Origin of the sequence: Polynucleobacter victoriensis (assembly GCF_900187875.1) — a bacterium.
In the GTDB taxonomy this organism is placed as follows: Bacteria; Pseudomonadota; Gammaproteobacteria; order Burkholderiales; family Burkholderiaceae; genus Polynucleobacter; species Polynucleobacter victoriensis.
Window position 1 is genome coordinate 937802 of sequence record NZ_FYEX01000001.1, and the last position, 23429, is coordinate 961230.

Here is a 23429-nt window from a genome sequence, read left to right on the forward strand (position 1 = left end):
AGGCATGATTAAGGGTATGCTACATCGAAAAAACACCAAATTAATAAATAAATTAAGCACAGCCCTATTTTTGGCTGCCATAACGCTTTCTGCACCTTCACATTCAAAGCCAGTTAAAAATACATCATCCCCCAAGAAGGTTGTTCCGGCGGCTGACTTAAGTGCTGAGGATAAGCTTTTTGTTGAGTTACGAGAGGCTGCAAAAGTAAATGATGTCGCTAAGACCAGAACTTTAGGCTCTAAATTAGAGAGTCACGACTTATCTGATTATGTGCTGTATTACCAAATAAAACCCCAGATTTATGACAAGGGTGCTCAAGCAAGGGTTGATTCATCTGCAGATGCTGCAGTTGAAGCATTTTTAAAAGTTAATGCGGGTAGCGCGATAGCTGATCGTTTACGCAATGACTGGCTCTTAGTTTTAGGCAAAAGAAAAGATTGGGCTAACTTTGATAGAGAGTATGTTCAGTTCGTTTTGAATGATGACACTCAAGTGAAGTGTTATGCCATACAGTCAAGGCAGGCGAAAGGCGAGGATTCAAAACAGTTAGGACACGAGTTAAAAAATATTTTATTGGATGCCCAGTATTTTGGTGAGGCTTGTCCTGAGGCTGCGCAAGGCATATATAGAGCTGGAGGATTGTCAAAACAAGAAGTTGCAGCAATGGGCAGGATTGCGCTTGAAAATAATTACGAAGGACTAGCCAAGAAGTTTGGTGTGGATGACCCGATTGCTGATACGGTAAAAAAAGCGAGAACTGACCCTGCTCAGGCATTTAGAGAGTTTGAAAAAAAAGAATGGCGCACTGGTCGAGAAAATACTGCTGCTGCATGGGGTGTAATTGGTCAATTTTTAGCAAAAAAATTAGACAGAAATGCAATCAAGGCATATCGCTTGCAGCATGAGGCGGGCCATCACCAATTACTGTCGCCAGAGTCTCAGGAGTGGAAAGTTAGAACTGCTCTGCGTGAAGGTGATTGGAGGCTGGTTAAAGAGTCTATTGAGGGTATGTCTCCAGCAATTAGAAAGCGTGACCCAGCTTGGACATATTGGTATGGAAGAGCCCAAAAAGAATTGGGCGACGAAGCTTTAGCAAAAGAAACCTTCCAAGCTTTAATTGAGCAATTCAATTTTTATGGTCAGTTAGCAAGAGAAGATTTGGGTATGAAGATTCATGTGCCAAAGCGAGTTATTCCTGACGAGTCACTTGTTAAGCAGATGAGTGAAAACAAAGGTTTTGCTAGGGCTGTTCGCTTCTATGACATGGGCTTACGTTTTGAGGGTAATCGTGAGTGGAATTGGGAACTTAGAACGTTAAGTGATAAACAGCTGATAGCAGCCGCAGAGCATGCAAAGAGAATTGGTTTATATGACCGAGCCGTTAACACTGCTGATCGAACAAAGGCTGAACATGATTTTGGCTTGCGTTATCCAACGCCATTTAAAGAGTCATTGAGTCCGATTGCTAATTCGATTGGTCTTGATTCAAATTGGGCATATGGTTTGATCAGGCAAGAGTCAAGATTTATCATGGCCGCAAAGTCTAGTGTTGGCGCATCTGGTTTGATGCAAGTGATGCCATCAACTGCCAAGTATGTGGCAAAGAAAATTGGTATGACCAACTTTAAGGTTAGTGAGTTAGATGATATGAAAACAAATCTAACCTTAGGCAGTAATTATTTAAATATGGTTTTGCAGGATTTGGATGGTTCGTTTGCATTGGCTTCAGCAGCATACAACGCTGGCCCTAGCCGACCAAAACTCTGGCGAGAAAAACTTCCCAGAACCGTTGAGGGAGCAATTTTTGCTGAAACTATTCCATTTAATGAAACTCGTGGATATGTAAAAAATGTTTTAGCTAATGCCAGTTACTACACAGCTTTATCATCATCAAAGTCGCCATCCCTTAAACAGAAATTAGGAATGGTTTCGCCTAAGGCTTCTGTTTTGTCGGAGTTGCCATGACATCATCAAATGTTTTATTAATTGGCGGTAGTGGTTTTGTAGGTAGACAAGTTGCTAGTAAATTAGCGAGCGCAGGCTACAAAGTGGTTTTGCCAACGCGTAAATCAATTTATGCAAAAGACTTGTGGGTGTTGCCAAATGTGCAAGTTATAGAGGCTAACGTACATGACCCCGTTGTTTTAAATGATTTATGTCAGCGCATTGGTAAGGATGGCGTTGTCATTAACTTAGTTGGCGTTCTTCATGACAAACAAGGCGTGCCATATGGGCCGGGCTTTGAAAAAAATCATGTTGAATTACCTAGAAAAATTATTACCGCAATGACAAATAATCATTTGTGCCGCTATATACATATGAGTGCCTTGGGTGCGGATACTGCTGGTTGTTCTATGTACCAACGCAGTAAGGGCGAGGGTGAGGCACTTGTTAAAAATAGTTCTCTGAATTGGACTATTTTTAGACCATCTGTGATCTTTGGTGAGGATGATTCATTTATCAATTTATTTGGCACATTGCAAAAATTTGCCCCTGTTATGCCGTTAGCGGGAGCTGGCGCCAAGTTTCAGCCTGTTTATGTGGGGGATGTTGCAGAAGCATTTGTTAGGGCTATCAATATGGGGAACACGATAGGGCAGACTTTTGATCTGGTTGGTTCTAGGGTTTATACCTTGGCAGAATTGGTTAAGTTTGCAGGAGAGAAGGTTAAAAAATCTAGTTGGATTGTGCCGATTCCTCGTGTGTTGGGATATTTACAGGCTTATATGTTGGAATTTATGCCAGGACCCACATTGATGTCACGTGATAATTTGGCTTCTATGCAACAAGATAATGTGCTGCCATTGGGGGCTGAGAATGCTCTTGAAAAAACATTTGGAATAACACCGCAACCTTTGGAAGTTTTACTTCAGTGAAAACCTACGTTGTTGGTGGTGCAATACGTGATGAGTTATTAGGGCTTCCTGTTAAAGACCTTGATTATCTCGTTGTTGGTGCCACGCCCCAAGAAATGATTGCTAAAGGCTTTAAGTCTGTTGGGCAAGATTTTCCGGTTTTTTTGCACCCAGATACGCATGCTGAGTATGCCCTTGCTAGAACAGAGAGAAAAACAGCGCCTGGGTATAAAGGTTTTGTTTTTCATGCTGATCAGCATGTGACCTTAGAAGAAGATTTAGCTAGGCGTGATTTAACAATCAATGCAATGGCCAGAGAAGTAGACGCTAATGGCTTGGTAACTGGCCCAGTGATTGACCCTTTTGGCGGACAAAAAGATTTACAAGACAAAATATTCCGACATGTCAGTGACGCATTTACTGAGGACCCCGTTCGCCTATTAAGAATTGCAAGGTTTTCAGCTCGATTCCCAGAATTCTGCGTAGCTTCAAATACCTTGGCATTACTCAAGGAGATCGGCCAAAGTGGCGAGTTAGATGCATTAGTTAAAGAAAGAGTGTGGCAAGAGTTTTCGAGAGGTTTTCTTTCTGAAAGACCTTCTCGGATGTTTGATGTTTTGGAAACCATTGGGGTGTTTGAGAAATTTTTCCCATCAGAGTTACTTACTAAAAACAATCGAAAGTTTTTTGACTTAATTGACCAATCTGCATCATCAGATTTTAATTTGCAACAGCGTTGCGCTATTTTGTTTGCTGGATTGAACAGGGCAAGCATTAATGATTGGTGTTTAAAGTGGGGCATACCTTCTGAATGTAGGGATTACGCACTTTTGGGCAGTGAAATTCATGAAGCAATTGGGCGAGGGTTAACTAGCGCTGCAGATATATTGCAAATATTGGATCGGGTAGATGTTTGGAGAAAACCAGATCGATTTAATGAATTAATTATGGTTGCACAATTAATTGGTGACCCTGTGGATATATTGCTTCAATCACACGTGGCTGCAAAAAAAGTTAATGTGGCCGATATTGCGGCACGCTTTACTCAGCAGGGCTCTGGAGAGTTAATTAAGAGAGCGATTGATGATGCGAGGCGCGATGCTATTAAAGAGGCCTTGGTCTAGACCTAAAGCCTGGTAATTCAGCTTCAGAGATATTCATCTTCTTTGATACGCATAAAACTTTGAATAGCTCCCCCATCTCAGCCTCAGACAACAACTTTTGTATGCCATTAGCTAGTGGCATGAAGTTTTGTGTGTCTGTTGGGTTCGCCGTGCTAAGTAGCAGCTGCCCAATGCCTGCATCCATCAGGTAAGAAGCTTGGCTGGTGTAGCCTGAAAAATCAAATCCATGTTCAATACTGGTTTGTGCAATCAAGGTCCAATTAACATGAGATGTTAAGTCGCATAACCCTGGAAAATAAAATGGGTCTTGAATTGTGTGATGACGGTAGTGCCCAATCAAAGTTCCCTGCCCGCGTTGTGGGTGGTAATACTCATGTTCTGGGAAGCCATAATCAAAGGTCAAGAAAATGCCTTGATCAAGGCATTGCCCTAAAGTCTTAATCCATGCCTGACTTTGAGGATGTATTTCAGTGGTGTAGCCATTTAATAAGCTAGATGCATGTAGATAATTTGGGATTAGCTCATTTGGAACTTTGGCTCCAGGACAAAAAGTAAATGCAATAGAGTCAAGGGAGCTTTGATTAATACAAACATCCTTGTAATGCCATTGACCATCAACAAATGTGACTAATTCAACGGGCATGGCATCTAAAACCTCATTGGCCAGAATAATTCCTGTAAATTTTTTTGGTAGTTGGTTAAGCCAACAAATATTTTCGGGGCGGCCTTTTAACCTATTCTGTTGGCGCTCAATTAGATCCGCTGATAAATCAAGAATGTTGTAACTGTCGATTACGACATCTTCATTTTCAAGAGCATCTAATATCGATTGAGCTAAGGCTCCTGAGCCTGCACCAAATTCCAGAATATTTACTGGTTGATTTTCAGCCTTGAGTTTCTCAATCACCGGTAATAGTGTTTGTGTGATTGTTGCCCCAAAAAGTGGGCTGATTTCAGGGGCTGTAGTGAAGTCGCCGTGTTGGCCAAGCTTGGTTCTGCCTGCCGCGTAATAGCCTAATCCTGGCGTGTAGAGCGCCATTTCCATATACTTAGAAAAAGAAATTGCCCCATTATTGGCAATAATTTCTTGCTGAATTTTTTGAGCCAAAAGTTGGCTATGCAACGTTTCTGCTGTACTAGGGGTAATATCCATACCTCGCGAGTCTACAACTCTTATAGATAAAGCTGCAAAAATTATGAAAAATCAGAAAATTGCCTTAGTAACAGGTGCCGCAAAACGTGTTGGGCGGGCGATAGCTATCGGCTTGGCTAAAGATGGTTGGGATGTGGCAATCCATTATGGAAACTCTAAGGATGCGGCGGAGCAAACAGTTAAAGATATTCTTGCAACTGGCCAGCGTGGCGTGGCCTTGCAGGCAGATTTATCAAAAGAGGATGAGGCTAATCAATTAATAGCGAGATGTGTTGAGTCTCTAGGTTTGCCAACTTGTCTGGTTAACAATGCCTCATTGTTTCAATATGATGTTGCCTCTAGTTTTAGTTATGCTGCCTTAGATCGACATATGTTGACAAACGTAGCCGCTCCACTAATTTTGTCTAGAGACTTATATCGCTTGCATGCAAAAAATAGGGCTCAAGATGCTGTTGGCCCTAGTGGTGTTGTGATTAATTTGTTGGATCAAAAGCTGGCTAATTTAAATCCAGACTTTTTGTCTTACACGCTATCGAAAGCTGCATTACACTCGGCAACCACTTTGTTGGCACAATCATTTGCGCCAAACTTGAGGGTAGTTGGTGTGGCTCCAGGAATTACGATGGTTTCCGGTGATCAGTCTGAGGATGGTTTTGTTAAGGCTCACAGTATGACGCCATTGGGTAAGTCATCAACTCCCGATGATATTGCGGGAGCGGTGATTTACTTGGCTAATTCAAATGCCGTAACTGGCACAACTTTGTACGTAGACGGCGGCCAACATTTATTGTCGACTGATCGAGACGTGATGTTTTTGACGGAGTAAAAAATGCAGGCTTTGCTATCTCATCCAAGATTAATGGACTGTCGTAGATTATTTTTAAGTAACTACGAAATTTATATCAACATTGGCGTTCATGACTTCGAAAAGCGTGGCGAGCAACGCGTATTAATTAATGTTGACTTATTTGTGCCATTAATAGAAAACACGCCTACTCATGACAGCCTAGAAGAGGTTGTTGATTATGATTTTATGCGCCAGAGCATAGTGGAGCGCGTATCAAAAGGACACATACACTTACAAGAAACCTTGTGCGATGATGTTGCAAAAATAATGTTAAAGCACCCAAGGGTTAGGGCTGTTAGAGTATCAACAGCTAAGCCAGATGTATACCCTGATTGTGACGCAGTAGGCGTTGAAATATTTTTGATTAAAGAATGAAAGATCCTCGCAAAGTAGCTTACGAAGAAAATAAGTTAGACAAAAAGTTATGCCGTCTAACTGGGCAGGCTATTGTTGATTACAACATGATCGAGGATGGCGATAAGGTTATGGTTTGCCTGTCGGGTGGCAAAGATAGCTACGCTATGTTGGATATATTGATGAAGCTCAAGGAGCGTGCTCCGATTAACTTTGATTTGGTGGCGGTTAATTTAGATCAAAAGCAACCTGGCTTCCCAGAAGATATTCTTCCTAATTACTTAAAGAAACTGGGAATTCCATTTCATATAGAAGAACAAGATACATATGGCATTGTGAAAAGAGTTGTTCCAGAGGGTAAAACAACTTGTGGCTTATGTTCTCGTTTGCGCCGTGGAATTTTGTACCGCGTTGCCACAGAGTTAGGCGCAACAAAGATTGCTCTAGGACACCACCGTGATGATATTTTAGAAACGCTTCTAATGAATATGTTTCATGGTGGAAAACTTAAGGGTATGCCGCCAAAGCTAAGATCAGATGATGGCAAGCATATAGTTATTAGACCCTTGGCTTATGTGCCAGAAAAATATTTAGAGCGATATGCAGAGCAAATGGCTTTCCCAATTATTCCTTGTAATTTGTGTGGAAGCCAAGAGAATTTACAGCGTAATGCCATGAAAGCCATGTTGCGTGAGTGGGAAAAGAAATACCCGGGGCGCGTTGAGAGCTTATTTAGTTCCTTGCAAAATGTTGTGCCATCACATCTTATGGATGGGCAGCAATTTGATTTCAAAAATTTAACTGATACAAGTGGCTCTAACGATTTGGAAGAGCAGATCTCTTGGCAGCCAGTGCAGATGACTCTTTGATTAAAGAGTTAATGTCACCTAACCAAGTGGCTATTCTTTCAGAAGCATACCTTTTTTGATCATCGGTTGTGATTTCGACAACGAATACTGCTAGCCCAGTCGCGATTTCTTCGCGCCTCTTTGTTGCCTCTTGCTGCTCTTTAGATCTTCCGTATTCAAAATGTTTGATGTAATCAGTAATCAAGGCTTCTGATTCTTTTTGATTAAGCTTCTTTCTAGTGATTTCGCTCATTACACGAATCAAATCTTGTTGGCGACGCAATCTATCTTGATAAATTAAATTGATATCAATTGGATTGGCAATAATGTGTGACTTAATTTTTTCTTCTTGATCTTTGTTGAGTTTCCCGAATAGCCACTTAGCTCTTTGAATGGTTTTTTCTATTCGCACCCTGATTTGGTCGGCTTTATCCTTGGGCAGCCACTCTTTGATAAATTTCTCATTATTTTGTGCCATTCGTTTTTGAACATTCTCAATTTGAGAAGCTTCAAGGCTCATGAAAAGTCTAGCTATGTCTGGCGTTACTTTGTATGCAATCGTATAGCTATGATTTTTGATATTTCCATAAAAGTAGGCGACATCTTTCTTTGAGATGTTTTTGCTAAGTTTTTGCTCAATTTCTTCAAGTGTTACAGCAAGGTTTTGTAGTTGAGCTGTTCTGTGCCACCAAAAATGACGATCAAGGGCCTCTCTGATAAGGTAATCTTGCTCTTGTGTCAGACCAATATGGTCATCAATCCACCACCGCGATAGCACATCACCTTGGTTGTAGGCAAAGCGTACCGCGCTACAGGCAAGTAGGAGGCTTGTAATTGCCCCAAGAGCCAGCCATCTAAGAGTTTGGTGCACTTTAAATAAACTCATATAATTATTAACAATGAATATCGTCATATTAGCCGCTGGACAAGGAAAGCGCATGCGCTCCTCTTTGCCAAAAGTGCTCCATCCAATTGCGGGCCGACCGATGCTTGCACACGCTATTGCAAGTGCAGAAGCTATGGCGGGTGAACATCAGACAGTTGTTGTTTTGGGGCATGGTGGAGATTTGGTTAAAGACTACCTTGAAAAATCAGGGGTGGTTACTAAAACTGCGTATCAACTAGAGCAAAAGGGTACGGGCCATGCTGTTTTGCAGGCGGCTGATTTCTTAGATGATGCGAAAGACACATTAATACTTTACGGTGATGTGCCGCTAATTCAAACGCAAACTCTTGAAAAATTATCAAAGTTGGCATCAACAGGCGCTTTGGCTTTGCTAACCCAAGAGATGGCTGATCCTACGGGGTATGGTCGAATCGTTAGAAATCAGGATGGTGGTATTCAGTCAATTATTGAAGAAAAAGATGCTAGTCCTGAAGTAAAGCTTATTAAAGAAATAAATACAGGTCTAATGGCTGTTCCAACTGCTCACCTAAAGCGTTGGTTAGGCGCGCTCAGCCCTAATAATGCGCAAGGCGAGTATTACCTGACCGATATTATTGAGATGGCAGTTAGAGAGGGTGTGCCTGTTTGTTCTACTGCCCCAGAATTTGGCTGGGAAACTGTTGGTGTAAACAGTCGAGCTCAGTTGGCAGAGCTTGAGCGTACTTGGCAACTAGAGCTTGCTAATCGATTGTTAGATTTGGGGGTCACTTTATTGGACCCTGCAAGAATTGATATTCGTGGCGAATTGACTTGTGGTCAAGATGTCAAAATTGATGTTGGCTGCATTTTTGAGGGCAAAGTTACTTTGGCTGATGGTGTATCAGTCGGACCTTATTGTGTCGTTCGTGATGCTCACATAGAACAAGGTGCGGTAATTAACGCTTATACACATATTGATCAAGCCAAAGTTGGTGCAAATAGCATTATTGGGCCTTATGCAAGATTACGTCCTGGTACAGAATTATCTGAAGAAGTGCACATTGGTAATTTTGTGGAAGTTAAAAACAGTCAAATAGCCTCACAAAGTAAAGCAAATCATTTGGCTTACATCGGTGATGCAACGATTGGTAAAAGAGTTAATGTGGGTGCGGGAACAATCACTTGTAATTACGATGGTGTTAATAAGCATAGAACTGTTATTGAAGACGAAGCTTTTATCGGCTCAGATACTCAATTAGTAGCTCCAGTTACAGTTGGTAAGGGTGCTACTCTAGGCGCTGGTACGACATTAACAAAAGATGCTCCACCAGATCAGCTAACTGTTACAAGAGCTAAGCAAGTCTCACTTAAATGGCAAAGACCCGTTAAAAAAAGTAAATAGAACGATTAATTGATAGGAAGCAGTCATGTGCGGCATTGTGGGCGCGATAGCTAAAAGAAATATTGTTGAAGTTCTTGTCGAAGGTCTGCGTCGTTTGGAATATCGTGGCTATGACTCTTGCGGTTTTGCATTAATTTCAAATAATGAATTAGTTCGAGCAAGAACTACAGAGCGCGTTGCTGATTTGGGTGAGCAAGGTGAAAAAATGTCGGGCAATATTGGTATTGCCCACACTAGATGGGCGACCCATGGCAAACCAGACACAGTTAATGCCCACCCACATTTTTCTAACAACCTAATTGGTTTGGTTCACAACGGCATTATTGAGAACTATGAAGAGCTTCGCCAGGAGCTTCAGGCATCAGGATATATATTTGTTTCTCAAACGGATACAGAAGTCATCGCACATTTAATTCATCAAGCATATACAAAGATGAATGTTCGTGATTTGGCTATTGCTGTTCGAACTGTGATTCCTCGTTTGCATGGAGCTTATGCAATTGGCGTGATTGCGCAAGACGCCCCTGATGTTTTGGTCGGCGCTAGGGCTGGCTCACCATTGGTAGTGGCCTACGGCAAAGAAGAAAACTTCTTGGCATCCGACGCGCTGGCAGTAGCAGAGCATGCTACAGCCATGGCTTATTTGGAAGAAGGCGATGTTGCTGTTTTAACAACTGATGGTATTAGCATTACTAATCTTGCTGGAAATCCTCAAACAAGGATTCAAAAACCAGTACCCGCTCAAACTGCCGCAGTAGATTTGGGTCCATATCAGCATTACATGCAAAAGGAAATATTTGAGCAGCCAAGAGCTATTGCTGATACTTTGGGGCATGCGCAAAGTGCTGATTCATCATTGTTTGATGCTAAGCCTGAAGATTTAGAAAAAATTAATAGCATACTAATTTTGGCGTGTGGCACCAGTTACTATGCGGCTAGTACTGCTAAGTACTGGCTAGAAGATTTGGCTGGAATTTCTACTCAGGTTGAAATTGCTAGTGAATATCGATACAGAAAAACAGTGCCTAATCCTAATGCTTTGGTGGTCGTTGTTTCTCAGTCAGGTGAGACTGCAGACACGCTAGCGGCTTTGCGACATGCGCAATCTTTAGGGCATACAGAAACTTTAGCCATTTGTAATGTTGCAACAAGTGCGATGGTGCGAGAAACAAAATATCGTTTTTTAACGCATGCAGGCACCGAAATTGGAGTTGCATCAACTAAAGCATTTACTACTCAACTAGTTGGTTTGTATTTGCTAGCACTTACTTTGGCAAAAAATAAAAAGCAACTAACTAACAATCAAGAGCATGATGCGTTTAGTCGTTTGCGCCATCTGCCATCTGCTATCAATGCTGCATTGGCTTTAGAGCCACAGATCATTGCTTGGAGTGAGGCATTTGCTAAGTGTGAAAACGCTTTATTTTTGGGGCGTGGATTGCACTATCCAATAGCTTTAGAGGGCGCACTCAAATTAAAAGAAATTTCTTATATTCATGCTGAGGCATATCCAGCCGGTGAGTTAAAACATGGTCCATTGGCTTTGGTCACCGAGCAAATGCCTGTGGTAACAGTGGCACCTAACGATGCATTATTGGAAAAACTTAAATCTAATATGCAAGAAGTTAAGGCGCGTGGCGGACGTTTATATGTCTTTGCAGACTCTGATACCCACATTGTTGCTGAGGATGGCATCCATGTGATTCGTATGCCTGAGCACTACGGCGACTTGTCTCCAATATTGCACGTTATTCCCTTGCAGTTGCTTGCCTATCATACGGCTTGCGCCAGAGGCACTGATGTCGATAAACCAAGAAATCTGGCTAAATCGGTGACAGTTGAGTGAAGCCAGTTGTTGTTTTAGATACAAATATTCTTTTGGATGTTTTGGTTTTTGATGACAGCAGGGCTCATCCATTAAGAGCTGCTCTTATGGCAGGAAGCTTAGATGCTGTTGCGACACAAAAAACTTTGGCAGAGTTTCTTGATGTGATTGGGCGTCAACAATTTTTACTATCACAAGAGAAGCAAGATGAAATCATGTTTCAGTGGCGCTCATGGTCAAGATTAATAAATGATGAAGTGCTAGATATTGCCCCTTGGAAATGTAAAGACAGGGATGATCAAGTATTTATAAACTTAGCCTACACCCTCAAACCAGCGATGCTTATCAGTAAAGATAAGATGGTTTTAAAAATTGCAAAACGCGCACAAAAAGATGGTGTTGTGATTACCTCTGACCACAATAGGGTTTTTTCAGATGATTTTTCGCTAAAAACCGCTGAGTTATAAGGGTAAGTTCTAGTAATTTGGACTTAATGTTTTTGCAACTTCCCTTAATAATTCCTTACAATTAAAGAGTCAAATTAGTAATTTTGTACAGCGACAACAATTAAGGAGATATATATGAACAAGACAATTCGTCATGCGATGCTAACAATGGGCGTCGTAGCAACTGCTCTATCAGGCGGTGTTCAAGCTGCATTCCCAGAAGACAAACCAGTTACGATGGTTGTTCCATTTGCAGCTGGTGGCCCAACAGATAAAGTGGCTAGAGAACTTGCTTTAGCAATGGGCAAAACTCTCAAGCAACAAGTGATTGTTGATAACTCACCTGGTGCTGGCGGCACTATTGCAGCAAAGAAAGTGCTTAATGCACCTAAAGACGGATATACAGTATTGATTCACCACATTGGTATGTCTACTGCACCAGCTTTGTATAAAAATTTAGGTTTTGATCCTAATACTGACTATGAACATTTAGGTCAAGTTGCTGATGTACCAATGGTCATGGTGGCAAATAAAGATTTGCCAGCAAAAAATTACACAGAGTTACTTGCTTACATTAAAGCTAATGCATCCAAAGTAGCTTATGCCAATGCAGGTATTGGTTCAGCTAGCCATTTATGCGGTTTGTTATTCATGAGCACCATTCAGCAGGACATGACAACTGTTCCATACAAAGGTACAGCGCCAGCGTTAACAGACTTAATTGGTGGTCAAGTTCAATTGATGTGTGACCAAACAACTAATTTGGCAGGCCAACTAAAGGCGGGTTCTGTTAAAGCGTACGGTGCGACAACGATGCAACGTATTCCTGCATTTAAAGATATTCCAACATTGCATGAGCAAGGTTTGAAAAACTTCCAAGTGAACGTTTGGCATGGTGTCTATGCGCCAAAAGGTACACCAAAAGCAGCTACAGATAAATTATCAGCTGCAATCAAGGCAGGCATCAATGATGCGGGTTACAAAGCTAAGATGGCAGAGTTGGGTGCAAACGTACCTAATGATAAAAATGCTAGCCCTGAAGGACACAAAGCTCACTTAAAAGCTCAAATTGATTTGTGGACTCCAATCATTAAAAAGGCTGGTGTATACGCCGACTAATCAATCTTGATTGATTAAGATGTTTTGATCTATTTTGGCGCCACCGGCTTTGGTTAAAGCTGGTGGCAGCCAATCAGCCAATTGATCAATTGACTGATTCAATTCTTTCGCAATGGCTTTCATAAGTGGTGTTTCTTTAATCCACTCGTGCACAAGATGTAGTTCTAGTGATTGCCACTCAAGTAGTCTAAATTTAAGTAAAACTTTAGCGGCATGCCTAGCATTTCTTGCTTTGTCAGTAGCTAAGTAATCCAAGCGACTTCTTGCCTTGGCTAGTGATGTTTTGACATCTGTAAATAACTTCCCATGACCTGGAATTACTAACTTAATTTTTAATTGATCGATCAAATCGAGTGTTCTAGCCACCTCTTCAAATCCATCTTCCCCATCAAGTTCAGGAAATATTGCGCCAAATCCATCTTCCCAGAGTGCATCGGCTGAGATAAGTAATTGATGGTCTTCTTGATAGAGAATAACTGAGTGGGGGTCGTGCCCTGGTGCAGCAAGAATCTCCCACATGTATGCACCAAGCAATATTCTTTTGCCCGGTTCTAAAGAATGGTGACATTGAAAAGCGGGGCAGTTTTGACCAAGATTTTTAAAGCTTAATAAATTTTCATTCCAGTCATAAACGGCAGAAAATTCATAAGCGGGTACATAGATGCTAGATTGAAAATCATTAACCAAAATTGCATTTCCGCCACAGTGGTCTGAGTGAAGGTGCGTGTTAACAATTTTATCTAGCTTGGATAAGCCTTCAGCTTTGAGAGCGTTTCTAACTAAGGATAGAGTTTGCTCTTGGTGAGCAACATAGCCAGTATCTACGATCGATACATCATCGTTTGACCAAAATAAAATATTGTTGGCTGACAGCCAACCTCTTTCAAAAACTTTTATTCCTGTTGGAAGCGCGAACTCATTCATGCAAATTAGTGCGTCTCTTATCTAATTCGGTCCAGATCACTTCTTTTTCTGCATCGCTTAATTCAGACCAAGCTGCAATTTCGTCCAAAGTTCTTTGGCAGCCTAGGCAATATTGATCGGCATCATCCATTTTGCATAAGTTAATGCAAGGAGATGCTGGTCTTTGCGGCGTATTAACGCTGTTCACTTTGAGGGTAGTTCTTTTCCAAGATTGCTTGATATCTATTAGAGAGTTCTGTGGCATTTTTAATACTGATACCCAAGTCTCTAACGCGCCCATCTTTTAAGTCATAAATCCAACCATGAATGGTGATTTCTTGCCCTTTTGACCAAGCATCTTGGACGCTGGTTGTTTGGCATACATTCATCACTTGTTCTATGACATTTAATTCACATAATTTATCAAATTGATCAGTTTCTTTTAGTACTTGCCCAAGATATTTTCCGTGTTTATCTTGAACATCTTGAACATGTCGAATCCAATTATCTGCAATACCAATTCGTGCCTTGATTTGTGCCGCACGAACTCCTGAGCATCCGTAGTGGCCTACAACAATGATATGTTTTACCTTGATTTGGTCTACGGCAAACTGAATCACTGATAGTGCGTTTAAATCTGTATGAACAACAACGTTAGCTATGTTGCGGTGAACAAATACTTCGCCGGGGGCTAGTCCCGTAATTTGATTGGCAGGAACTCTTGAATCTGAGCAACCAATCCAAAGGTACTCAGGCGCTTGTTGATCGACTAGTCTAGAAAAATAATTAGGATCAGCTTTGGTGACGGAATCAACCCAATCCTGATTATTTTCAAGTAACTTGGATAGGATGTATGGATTATTTGATGTCGTCATAATTAAATCTTTATCTGTTGGCAAATAGATTATTGCAATATTGGCATCACAGTAAGAATGTTACAGTGACTTTAGGTTTCGGCGGAATTTTTCATGACTTAATGTCTTTATAGGGTGTGGTTTATTTATTTGATATAACGTTACTGATGAGTTCACTTACATACCCATTTAATGATGAATTGCCTCTATTGGGGCGTTCTAAAAAGATCGATGCAAACGTTAAGTGGTTGCGGATGCCCTTGCCGTTTGCTTTAGACCATATCAATCTGTGGCTGATTAAAGATGTTTTTAATGGGCAACACGGTTGGACGGTGGTTGATTGTGGGGTTGCTAATCAAGCAAGCAAAGATGCCTGGGAAAGTATTTTTAAGTCTGAGTTAGAAGGTTTGCCGATTGTTAGGGTAATCGTTACTCATATGCATCCTGATCATATAGGCCTTGCATCTTGGTTGTGTGAAAGGTGGTCTGCGCCACTATGGATGACCATGACGGATTACTTGCTAGCAAAATGGCTATCAAGCCCTGAAGGGGCAAATATTGGTTCGGCGGCTGGAGGTGGCGGTGCCGCAGATCATTTTGCTAAGCACGGACTAAATCAAGAAGATGATTTGGTAAAAATCAGAGCTAGGGCGAACTATTTCAGCCAAATGGTTCCTAGTGTGCCCCCAAGATTTAGAAGAATTATTGACCGTGAAGAAATCATCATAGGTGATGGCGTTTGGCAGGTCATATCAGGTTATGGTCATGCCCCAGAGCACGCCTCTTTGTGGAACGCTAAAGATAATTTATTGATTTCTGGGGATATGGTTTTACCCAGAATTTCAACGAACGTTAGCGTTTTTGATACCGAGCCAGATGCCGATCCTTTGGGCTTGTATTTATCGTCTTTGGAGCGATTTGTAGGTCTACCGTTACAAATCTTGGTGCTCCCTTCCCATGGCAAGCCATTTCAGGGGCTCCATTTGCGGGTTGAGCAATTAAAGAAGCATCATCAAGATAGGCTTGCTGACACAATGGCTGCCTGTCAGCAAGCGCCTCAAACTGCGAGAGATTTGATTCCCGTTTTGTTCAAAAGAGAGTTAGATCTACATCAGTTAACGTTTGCAATGGGCGAAGCCATTGCGCATCTTAACTACCTGTGGCGCGTCGGGTGCTTGTCGCGCGAGGTTTCTTCTGACGGGGTTTGGCAGTTTTTTTATCAGAAAAGCTACCAGTAGCCATTTCTTTGGCCATTTCAGTGGCAGCTTGGGTTGCTTGATTGGCTGCTTTTTGTGCTGCTTTGCTAGCTTCTGCCATAGCTTCTGGTGTCATAGCTGCACTAAAGCTTTTCAGGGCAGCCAGGGTGGCTCTTTGTACTTCTAGGCCTTGGATGGTGCTTCTGAGCACGCTCATATTGAGTTGAAGCCAGTTTTCTACGCTTTTTAGGTCCTGAATACGCTTGTCTAGTTCCTCAATGTCTAGGGTTGGCATGGCTGCGCCACCGCCAATGCCTGCACCAAACCCACTCAAATCGCCAGGAGTCGGTGAGTTACCCCACATTGTTTTAAACATTTCAAGGCTTTGGTTGAAATCCGGCATAGCACCAAACATGATGACTCCCTTAATAAAAAAGTTAATGTAATCAGATAAATATGCGTAATACCGATAAAATATAGGTTTAATCCATTTGCCGCAATCATTTGCTGCTAAATCAAGAGTTTTTACCTATGCTTTATACGCGTGGCGCTGTTTTGCCTCAATTATTAAAAGATCGAATTTTGATCTTGGATGGTGCTATGGGTACCATGATTCAGCAACGTAAATTGTCGGAGCAAGACTACCGTGGCTTGCCAGAGTCTAAGCGTTTTGAGAATCATCCAATTGACCTTAAGGGCAACAACGAATTACTCAACTTAACTCACCCAGAAATCATTCTTGATATACACAGACAATATTTGGCAGCTGGTGCAGATTTAATTGAAACCAACACGTTTGGCGCAACAACAGTTGCACAAGATGATTACAAGATGCCAGAGCTTGCCAGAGAAATGAATATTGCAGCGGCAAAACTGGCAAGACAAGCGTGTGATGAGTTCTCGACGCCGGAAAAACCGCGCTTTGTTGCTGGTGCTGTTGGCCCTACTCCAAAAACTGCCAGCATTTCGCCTGATGTAAATGATCCTGGTGCCAGAAACGTTACCTTTGAACAATTAAGGGTGGCCTACAAAGAGCAAGTTCAGGCTTTGTATGAGGGTGGTGCAGATGTGCTGTTGGTTGAGACAATTTTTGACACACTCAATGCAAAAGCTGCCCTGTTTGCCATTGATGAGTTCTTCGAAGAGTCGAGCGTTAGATTGCCAATCATGATTTCTGGAACTGTGACTGATGCCTCCGGCAGAATCTTGTCTGGCCAGACAGTTGAAGCTTTTTGGAATAGCTTGCGTCATGCTAAGCCACTCACATTTGGCTTGAACTGCGCATTGGGCGCCACTTTGATGCGACCATATATTGCTGAGTTAGCCAAGGTTTGTGATGTTGCTGTTTCTTGTTATCCAAATGCTGGTTTACCGAATCCAATGAGTGATACAGGATTTGATGAAACGCCAGAAATGACATCAAGACTTCTAGATGAATTTTCAAAAGATGGTTTAGTGAATTTGGTGGGCGGATGCTGTGGTACAACTCCTGCCCACATTAAGGCTATTGCAGAGCTTGTATCAAAAAGACCCGCACGTCGCTGGGATGCATACAAGGAGTCTGTGTGATGAGTACAGTCAAGATTCCACCGATGCGTTTATCAGGTCTTGAGCCATGCAACATCAGCGCTCACGTTGGTTTTGTTAACGTTGGCGAGCGTACCAATGTGACAGGCTCAAAGGCATTTGCAAGAATGATCTTGAATGGTCAATATGACGAAGCTTTGTCAGTTGCACGGCAGCAAGTTGAGAATGGCGCGCAAGTTATTGACATCAACATGGATGAAGCCATGTTGGACTCAAAAGCTGCGATGGTGCGTTTTTTAAATTTGATTGCATCTGAGCCAGATATTTCAAGAGTGCCAGTGATGATTGACTCATCAAAGTGGTCAGTTATTGAGGCTGGTTTGCAATGCGTGCAGGGTAAAGCGATTGTTAACTCTATCTCCATGAAAGAAGGAGAGGAGCCATTCAGACAACAAGCCAAATTAATACGACGTTATGGTGCCGCAACTGTTGTGATGGCATTTGATGAAAAGGGTCAAGCTGATACATACGAGCGCAAAATTGAAATTTGCCAGCGCAGTTACAACATCTTGGTTAATGAGCTTGGCTTTCCGGCAGAAGACATAATTTTTGATCCAAATATTTTTGCTATAGCCACAGGCATTGAAGAGCATGATAACTATGCCAATGATTTTATTAATGCTACGGCTTGGATTAAACAAAATTTACCTGGCGCCAAAGTCAGCGGTGGCGTTTCAAATGTCAGCTTCTCATTCCGCGGTAATGACGTTGTTCGTGAAGCGATACATACAGTATTCCTTTACCACGCTATACGTGCTGGTTTGGATATGGGTATTGTTAATGCCGGTCAGTTGGGTGTGTATGCTGACTTAGACGAGAGGTTAAAAGAGCGCGTTGAAGACGTGGTCTTGAATCGTTTTAAAGAAAAAGATGGTAAGACCCCGACGGAAAAACTCTTAGAGATTGCCGATGAATACAAGGGTGGTGGTGCTAAAGCTGAAGAAACATTAGCCTGGAGAGAGGCTTCGGTGCGGGAGCGATTAACGCATGCCTTGGTTCATGGAATCACGTCTCATATTGTTGAAGACACTGAAGAGATGCGCTTGGAAATTGCCAACGCCGGTGGTCGACCTATTGAGGTAATTGAAGGTCCTTTAATGGACGGCATGAATGTGGTTGGCGATCTGTTCGGTGAGGGAAAGATGTTCTTGCCACAGGTGGTTAAGAGTGCGCGCGTAATGAAGCAAGCGGTCGCACATTTGGTGCCATATATTGAGGAAGAGAAGCGTCAAATTTTGCAACGTGGCGGCGATGTGCGCTCACGTGGAAAAATTATTATGGCAACAGTGAAGGGTGATGTTCACGATATCGGTAAAAACATCGTTACGGTTGTATTGCAATGTAATAACTTTGACGTTGTGAACATGGGTGTCATGGTGCCATGTAATGAAATTTTGAATAAAGCAAAAGAAGAAAAGGCTGACATGATTGGCCTATCTGGCTTGATTACACCTTCTCTCGAAGAAATGACTTATGTTGCTCAAGAGATGCAGCGAGACGATTATTTTAGAGGCAAAAAAATGCCTCTAATGATTGGCGGAGCGACAACTTCACGTGTGCATACCGCAGTAAAAATTGCACCACATTATGAAGGTCCTGTTGTCTATGTGCCGGACGCATCTAGAGCCGTATCTGTTGCCTCAGGCTTGTTGTCAGACGATGGCGCTAAGAAATTCATTGACGATTTAAATGCTGAATATGATCGTATACGTGATCAACATGCCAATAAAAAGCAGTTGCCAACAATTAGCTTAGAAGAGGCGCGCGCCAATAAAGAAAAAATTGATTGGTCAAAAGAGCTTGTTGTTAAGCCAAAGTTTATTGGGCGCCGTGTTTTTAAGAATTATGATTTGGCAGAAATTGCGACTTGCATAGACTGGACGCCATTTTTCCAAACATGGGACTTGGCTGGAAAGTTTCCTCAAATATTAGATGATGAAGTGGTTGGTGAGTCTGCCAAAAAAGTTTATGCAGACGCACAAAGCATGCTTCAAAAAATTATTCAGGGGCGTTGGCTGCAAGCGCATGCAGTGGTAGGCTTGTATCCAGCTAATAGTGTTGGCGATGATATTGAAATTTATTCTGATGAATCACGCCAGAAGGTTTTGTTGACTTGGAAGAACTATAGGCAGCAAGCAGATCGCCCTGTGGTTGACGGGGTTAAAAAACCTAATCGCTGTTTAGCTGACTTTGTTGCGCCAAAAGATTCTGGTGTTGCTGACTATGTAGGTATGTTTGCGGTAACCGCTGGTCATGCAATTGAGAAAAAGTTGAAAGAATTTGAGTCTAAGCATGACGACTATAGTGCAATCATGCTTAAAGCGTTGGCTGATAGATTGGCCGAGGCTTTTGCTGAAAAAATGCATCAACGGGTGCGAACTGAGCTTTGGGGCTATGTTGCTTCGGAGTCTTTGACAAATGAAGAGTTGATTCAGGAAAAATATCAAGGTATCAGACCTGCGCCAGGTTACCCAGCTTGCCCAGATCATTTGGTCAAGAAGGAAATGTTTGAGTGCTTGAGTGCGGGTGAGATTGATATGGCTTTGACAGAGTCAATGGCTATGACGCCAGCATCTAGTGTTAGCGGTTTCTATCTAGCTAGTCCGCATGCGCAATATTTTGATGTGGGCCGTATTGGTGAGGATCAGCAAGATGATTTTGCTAGACGCCCCAAATAACCATTTCTTGATTAGCTAAGGCTGCTTTGAGTAATTGTATGAATGGGAATGCTCTTTGCCCCAATCGATCATGTTTAACCTTGGGGGGTGAACCCTCTTTGTTTTCTGATTTTTCCTCAAGCATTTCTTTTCTTAGTTTTTCGTCTTCTGCAATAGCTGCTTCGAGCTTTTCAATGGCAACGGGCAACTGTTCAATCAGAAAAACACCTCTTGCCTCAAGTGGTCTATCTAGAATCTCAAAGATTCTAGATGTGAGATCTTCTAGCATTAAAACGTCAGCAGATTTTTTGCATTGAAATTTATATAACATAGTCAAAGATTAACATTAAAGCGAACTGATAAACTGAATATCTATGCTACCAGTCATTAAACAACAAATTACTACATTGATGCAAAGCGCATTGGCTGAGATTGCCAAGAGCAGAGATGTTTCCTTGGATGTTTTGCCTACTCCTCATTTGGAGCGTCCAAAAGTGGCGGAGCATGGTGATATAGCTACAAACATCGCGATGCAGTTAGCCAAAAATTGGAAAACAAATCCGAGAGAGTTAGCACAGGCTTTTGTGGATCAATTGCAAGCGCAGCCTGGTTATAAAGATTTATTAGCTAGTGTTGAAATTGCTGGTCCAGGTTTTATTAATTTGCGTTTAACTCAAGCAGCTAAGTTGCAAGTTATTCATAAAATTTTTGCTGAGGGCAATTGCTTTGGTCAGCAATCTGAAAATGGTAAAAAGGTTTTAGTCGAGTTTGTTTCAGCTAACCCAACAGGTCCTTTACATGTGGGGCATGGTAGGCAAGCTGCCTTGGGTGATGCATTATCAAATTTATTAAAAACTCAGGGATGGTCTGTACATAAAGAGTTTTATTACAACGATGCTGGTGTACAAATTCAGAACTTGGCTATTTCCGTTCAAGCTAGAGCAAAAGGTCTAAAGCCTGGTGATGCAGCATGGCCTGAATCTGCTTATAACGGCGAATACATTGCTGATATTGCAAGAGACTACTTGGCTAAGTCGACCGTGGTTGCCTCTGATGGTGAACCTGTTACAGGTTCAGGCCAGATTGATGATATTGAATCAATTAGAAAATTTGCAGTGGCTTACTTGCGTCGTGAACAAGATATTGATTTGCAGTCATTCGGTGTCAAATTTGATTGCTATTACCTTGAGTCATCTTTGTACAGCGATGGTAGTGTCGAGGCAGTTGTTGGCGATTTGCAATCAATTAATAAAAGCTATGAGTCAGAGGGTGCGCTATGGTTAAGAACCACTGAGGATGGCGATGACAAAGATCGCGTCATGCGTAAATCCGATGGTGGTTACACCTATTTTGTTCCCGATGTTGCCTATCATGCAAGCAAGTGGTCTCGCGGATTTACACACGTGATCAATATTCAGGGTAGTGACCACCATGGAACGATTGCTCGAGTTCGCTCAGGTATACAGGGCGTCGCACAAAAACGTGGTTGGGATATTCCTAAAGATTACCCACAATATGTGTTGCATAAGATGGTAACGGTGATGAAGGGTGGCGAAGAGGTCAAGATATCTAAGCGCGCTGGATCATATGTTACGGTGAGAGATCTGATCGAGTGGTCAGGTGGCGTTTCTGAGGAAACCCCGGCCTCAGAGAGAGATGATGCAATTCGCAAAGGTAGAGATGCGGTTAGATTCTTCTTAATCTCTCGCAAAGCTGATACAGAGTTTGTCTTTGATGTTGATTTGGCTTTAAAACAAAATGATGAAAATCCTGTTTTTTATGTTCAATATGCGCATGCTCGTATTTGCTCAATTTTGCGTCAATGGGCGGGTGATGAGGCGTCATTAAAAAATGTTTCATTAGAGGGTTTAAATAGTCCTGCATCAGATACCTTGTTAAGACGTTTGGCTGAGTACTCAGATATGTTGACTGATTCAGCCAAGGAAATGACCCCGCACTCAGTGGCCTTCTATTTGAGAGATTTAGCTGGTGACTTCCATACTTTCTACAACGCTGATCGTGTGCTTGTCGATGATGAAGCATTGCGCTTGGCAAGATTGGCTTTGTTATCAGCAGCCAAGCAGGTAATAGCAAATGGCCTGGCTATTTTGGGTGTATCTGCACCAGAGAAGATGTAAGAGGTAAGATAGCTCTATGAATACAAATAAACAAACAGATAACCGACTGCAAAATAAATCATCAGGTGGAACTTTGATGGGTTTTGTGTTGGGTTTATTGTTGGGTCTAGCAATTGCAGTGGGAGTTGCGGTTACTTTGACTAAAGGTGCTCCTGAGCCAAAATTAAACTTACGTGCACCAGAATTAAACGGCAAAGCGAAACCCGCTGAGGCAATTGAGGAAGGTGAGGTTCAGGTTGAAGAGAAACCTAACTTAAATAAGTCACTGCAAAGTAAGGTGCCGCTACCAAGCGAGGTGGCTGGTAAAGATCCTATTGCTAATATTGCAGCGGCGACTCAAGGGCCTGAGTATTGGTTACAAACAGGCGCCTTTAGAAATCAAGATGAAGCTCAAAGACAAAAAGCAACTTTGGCTATGCAAGGTTTAGAGGCGTTGATCTCGGAGCGAGAAGTTGAAGGTGCAGTGTTGTGGCGAGTTCGTGTTGGGCCATTTGTGTTGCAAGAGGATGTTGCAAAAGCGCGCTCAAGATTACAGGGTGCTGGCATTGCTGCGACAGTTATTCGTATAAACAAAAATAATTAATTTATCAAAACAAAGAGTCTTGATATGCAAATACTAGCCAAAAAAGTTTTAATAAGTTTTCTCTTAATTTGCTCTGCTGGATTGGTCTTGGCTCAGGGTCGACCCATTGAAGAGGGCTTTGATTACAGAACTTTGCCGGTAGCCCAAGTAGTTGAACAAAAAGGCAAAGTAGAGGTTTTAGAATTTTTTTGGTACGGCTGTCCTCACTGTCACGATTTTGAACCTGAGCTAAGCGCCTGGATCAAACGACAAAGTAAGGATGTTGTTGTGCGAAAAGTCCCAGTTGCATTTAGAGATGACTTACTGATTCACAGTCAACTCTTCTATGCTTTGGAGTCTTTGGGTAGATCTGATTTACATGCAAAAGTGATGGATGCAATGCATGTTAGTAAAAAGAAATTATTGTCTGAGGCTGAAATCACTGATTGGGTTGGGTCTCAAGGCGTTGATGTGCAAGCTTTTTTAAAAGCGTTCAAGTCTTTTACGGTAACTTCAAAGGCTAGGTCTGGCAATCAAATTGCTCAAGCCTACAGGATTGATGGTGTGCCAACTGTGGCAATACAAGGTAAGTACATCACATCGCCTTCGATAGCCGGTGGCTCTAAAGCAAGAGCCATTCAGGTGATGGATTATTTGGTCGAGAAAGCCAGAAAAGAAAAACGTTGATTGGTA

The 23429-nt window shown here is 42.1% G+C and carries 23 protein-coding genes; 16 read left to right on the top strand and 7 right to left on the bottom strand.

Annotated features, from left to right (window positions below):
- Positions 1-16 precede the first annotated feature (16 nt).
- Genes CFR83_RS04885 through CFR83_RS08350 form a run of 3 tightly spaced genes read left to right on the top strand, consistent with a single transcriptional unit; the run spans position 17 to position 3980 of the window.
- Positions 17-1966 carry a lytic transglycosylase domain-containing protein gene (locus CFR83_RS04885; RefSeq protein WP_088813205.1) on the top strand — a complete coding sequence of 650 codons (1950 nt, stop codon included), beginning with the start codon at positions 17-19 and terminating at the stop codon, positions 1964-1966.
- On the top strand, positions 1963-2877 hold the full coding sequence (locus CFR83_RS08345; protein WP_133062459.1) for a complex I NDUFA9 subunit family protein: 915 nt from the start codon (positions 1963-1965) through the stop codon (positions 2875-2877). The genes CFR83_RS04885 and CFR83_RS08345 overlap by 4 nt, the downstream gene beginning before the upstream one ends.
- Positions 2874-3980, top strand: coding sequence for a tRNA nucleotidyltransferase/poly(A) polymerase-related protein (locus CFR83_RS08350; protein WP_133062460.1), 1107 nt, complete (start codon positions 2874-2876; stop codon positions 3978-3980). The genes CFR83_RS08345 and CFR83_RS08350 overlap by 4 nt, the downstream gene beginning before the upstream one ends.
- On the opposite strand, the gene CFR83_RS04895 is transcribed toward CFR83_RS08350, so the two are convergent.
- Complete coding sequence (locus tag CFR83_RS04895) at positions 3961-5133, bottom strand: class I SAM-dependent methyltransferase (RefSeq protein WP_088812829.1); 1173 nt, start codon at positions 5131-5133, stop codon at positions 3961-3963. The two genes, CFR83_RS08350 and CFR83_RS04895, sit on opposite strands and share 20 nt — an antisense overlap.
- A gap of 43 nt (positions 5134-5176) precedes the next feature.
- On the opposite strand from CFR83_RS04895, the gene CFR83_RS04900 reads away from it, so the two are divergent.
- From CFR83_RS04900 to ttcA, 3 genes are read left to right on the top strand one after another with little or no spacing between them, the layout of a single operon-like run.
- Positions 5177-5959 carry an SDR family oxidoreductase gene (locus CFR83_RS04900; RefSeq protein ID WP_088812830.1) on the top strand — a complete coding sequence of 261 codons (783 nt, stop codon included), beginning with the start codon at positions 5177-5179 and terminating at the stop codon, positions 5957-5959.
- Positions 5960-5962: 3 nt separating this feature from the next.
- Positions 5963-6355: a dihydroneopterin aldolase gene (locus CFR83_RS04905; RefSeq protein ID WP_088812831.1), complete on the top strand. Its 393-nt coding sequence runs from the start codon at positions 5963-5965 to the stop codon at positions 6353-6355.
- Positions 6352-7203, top strand: coding sequence for a tRNA 2-thiocytidine(32) synthetase TtcA (gene ttcA / locus CFR83_RS04910; RefSeq protein WP_088812832.1), 852 nt, complete (start codon positions 6352-6354; stop codon positions 7201-7203). The genes CFR83_RS04905 and ttcA overlap by 4 nt, the downstream gene beginning before the upstream one ends.
- Here the strand turns inward: ttcA and CFR83_RS04915 are convergent.
- Positions 7151-8068, bottom strand: coding sequence for a DUF6279 family lipoprotein (locus CFR83_RS04915; protein ID WP_133062461.1), 918 nt, complete (start codon positions 8066-8068; stop codon positions 7151-7153). The genes ttcA and CFR83_RS04915 overlap by 53 nt on opposite strands.
- Positions 8069-8081: 13 nt before the next feature.
- On the opposite strand from CFR83_RS04915, the gene glmU reads away from it, so the two are divergent.
- The 4 genes from glmU to CFR83_RS04935 all read left to right on the top strand — a co-directional run bounded on the left by glmU (position 8082) and on the right by CFR83_RS04935 (position 12839).
- Positions 8082-9449: a bifunctional UDP-N-acetylglucosamine diphosphorylase/glucosamine-1-phosphate N-acetyltransferase GlmU gene (glmU, locus tag CFR83_RS04920; protein ID WP_088812834.1), complete on the top strand. Its 1368-nt coding sequence runs from the start codon at positions 8082-8084 to the stop codon at positions 9447-9449.
- 25 nt (positions 9450-9474) lie between these two features.
- Positions 9475-11295 carry a glutamine--fructose-6-phosphate transaminase (isomerizing) gene (gene glmS / locus CFR83_RS04925; RefSeq protein WP_088812835.1) on the top strand — a complete coding sequence of 607 codons (1821 nt, stop codon included), beginning with the start codon at positions 9475-9477 and terminating at the stop codon, positions 11293-11295.
- A complete protein-coding gene (locus CFR83_RS04930; protein WP_088812836.1) occupies positions 11292-11741 on the top strand; it encodes a putative toxin-antitoxin system toxin component, PIN family in 450 nt (149 codons plus the stop codon). Before glmS ends, CFR83_RS04930 begins: the two co-directional genes overlap by 4 nt.
- Positions 11742-11855: 114 nt before the next feature.
- Entirely contained in the window at positions 11856-12839 is a 984-nt protein-coding gene (locus CFR83_RS04935; protein ID WP_088812837.1) for a tripartite tricarboxylate transporter substrate-binding protein, read from the top strand.
- Here the strand turns inward: CFR83_RS04935 and CFR83_RS04940 are convergent, their stop codons facing one another.
- From CFR83_RS04940 to can, 3 genes are read right to left on the bottom strand one after another with little or no spacing between them, the layout of a single operon-like run.
- Positions 12840-13763, bottom strand: coding sequence for an MBL fold metallo-hydrolase (locus CFR83_RS04940; RefSeq protein WP_088812838.1), 924 nt, complete (start codon positions 13761-13763; stop codon positions 12840-12842). It abuts the gene before it with no gap.
- Positions 13756-13950 (bottom strand): DUF1289 domain-containing protein, encoded by a 195-nt coding sequence (locus CFR83_RS08425; protein WP_279304976.1) that lies wholly within the window; start codon positions 13948-13950, stop codon positions 13756-13758. The genes CFR83_RS04940 and CFR83_RS08425 overlap by 8 nt, the downstream gene beginning before the upstream one ends.
- Positions 13937-14617: a carbonate dehydratase gene (can, locus tag CFR83_RS04950; RefSeq protein ID WP_088812840.1), complete on the bottom strand. Its 681-nt coding sequence runs from the start codon at positions 14615-14617 to the stop codon at positions 13937-13939. Before can ends, CFR83_RS08425 begins: the two co-directional genes overlap by 14 nt.
- Before the next feature lie 146 nt (positions 14618-14763).
- Between can and CFR83_RS04955 the strand changes: the two genes are divergently transcribed.
- Entirely contained in the window at positions 14764-15834 is a 1071-nt protein-coding gene (locus CFR83_RS04955) for an MBL fold metallo-hydrolase (RefSeq protein WP_088812841.1), read from the top strand.
- Here the strand turns inward: CFR83_RS04955 and CFR83_RS08355 are convergent.
- Positions 15746-16207, bottom strand: a complete 462-nt coding sequence (locus CFR83_RS08355; protein ID WP_133062462.1) for a PhaM family polyhydroxyalkanoate granule multifunctional regulatory protein — start codon at positions 16205-16207, stop codon at positions 15746-15748. The genes CFR83_RS04955 and CFR83_RS08355 overlap by 89 nt on opposite strands.
- Positions 16208-16323: 116 nt before the next feature.
- Here CFR83_RS08355 and CFR83_RS04960 point away from each other — a divergent pair, with 116 nt between their 5' ends.
- Together CFR83_RS04960 and metH are read left to right on the top strand one after the other, a co-directional pair.
- A complete protein-coding gene (locus CFR83_RS04960; protein WP_088812842.1) occupies positions 16324-17361 on the top strand; it encodes a homocysteine S-methyltransferase family protein in 1038 nt (345 codons plus the stop codon).
- Positions 17361-20057 (top strand): methionine synthase, encoded by a 2697-nt coding sequence (metH, locus tag CFR83_RS04965; protein ID WP_088812843.1) that lies wholly within the window; start codon positions 17361-17363, stop codon positions 20055-20057. Before CFR83_RS04960 ends, metH begins: the two co-directional genes overlap by 1 nt.
- On the opposite strand, the gene CFR83_RS04970 is transcribed toward metH, so the two are convergent.
- Entirely contained in the window at positions 20041-20367 is a 327-nt protein-coding gene (locus tag CFR83_RS04970; RefSeq protein ID WP_088812844.1) for a DUF1840 domain-containing protein, read from the bottom strand. The two genes, metH and CFR83_RS04970, sit on opposite strands and share 17 nt — an antisense overlap.
- Before the next feature lie 43 nt (positions 20368-20410).
- On the opposite strand from CFR83_RS04970, the gene argS reads away from it, so the two are divergent.
- The 3 genes from argS to CFR83_RS04985 are packed head-to-tail and all read left to right on the top strand — an operon-like array spanning position 20411 to position 23423.
- Complete coding sequence (argS, locus tag CFR83_RS04975) at positions 20411-22174, top strand: arginine--tRNA ligase (RefSeq protein ID WP_088812845.1); 1764 nt, start codon at positions 20411-20413, stop codon at positions 22172-22174.
- Positions 22175-22190: 16 nt separating this feature from the next.
- Positions 22191-22757, top strand: coding sequence for an SPOR domain-containing protein (locus tag CFR83_RS04980; RefSeq protein ID WP_088812846.1), 567 nt, complete (start codon positions 22191-22193; stop codon positions 22755-22757).
- Positions 22758-22781: 24 nt separating this feature from the next.
- Positions 22782-23423 carry a thiol:disulfide interchange protein DsbA/DsbL gene (locus tag CFR83_RS04985; RefSeq protein ID WP_088812847.1) on the top strand — a complete coding sequence of 214 codons (642 nt, stop codon included), beginning with the start codon at positions 22782-22784 and terminating at the stop codon, positions 23421-23423.
- Positions 23424-23429: the final 6 nt, after the last annotated feature.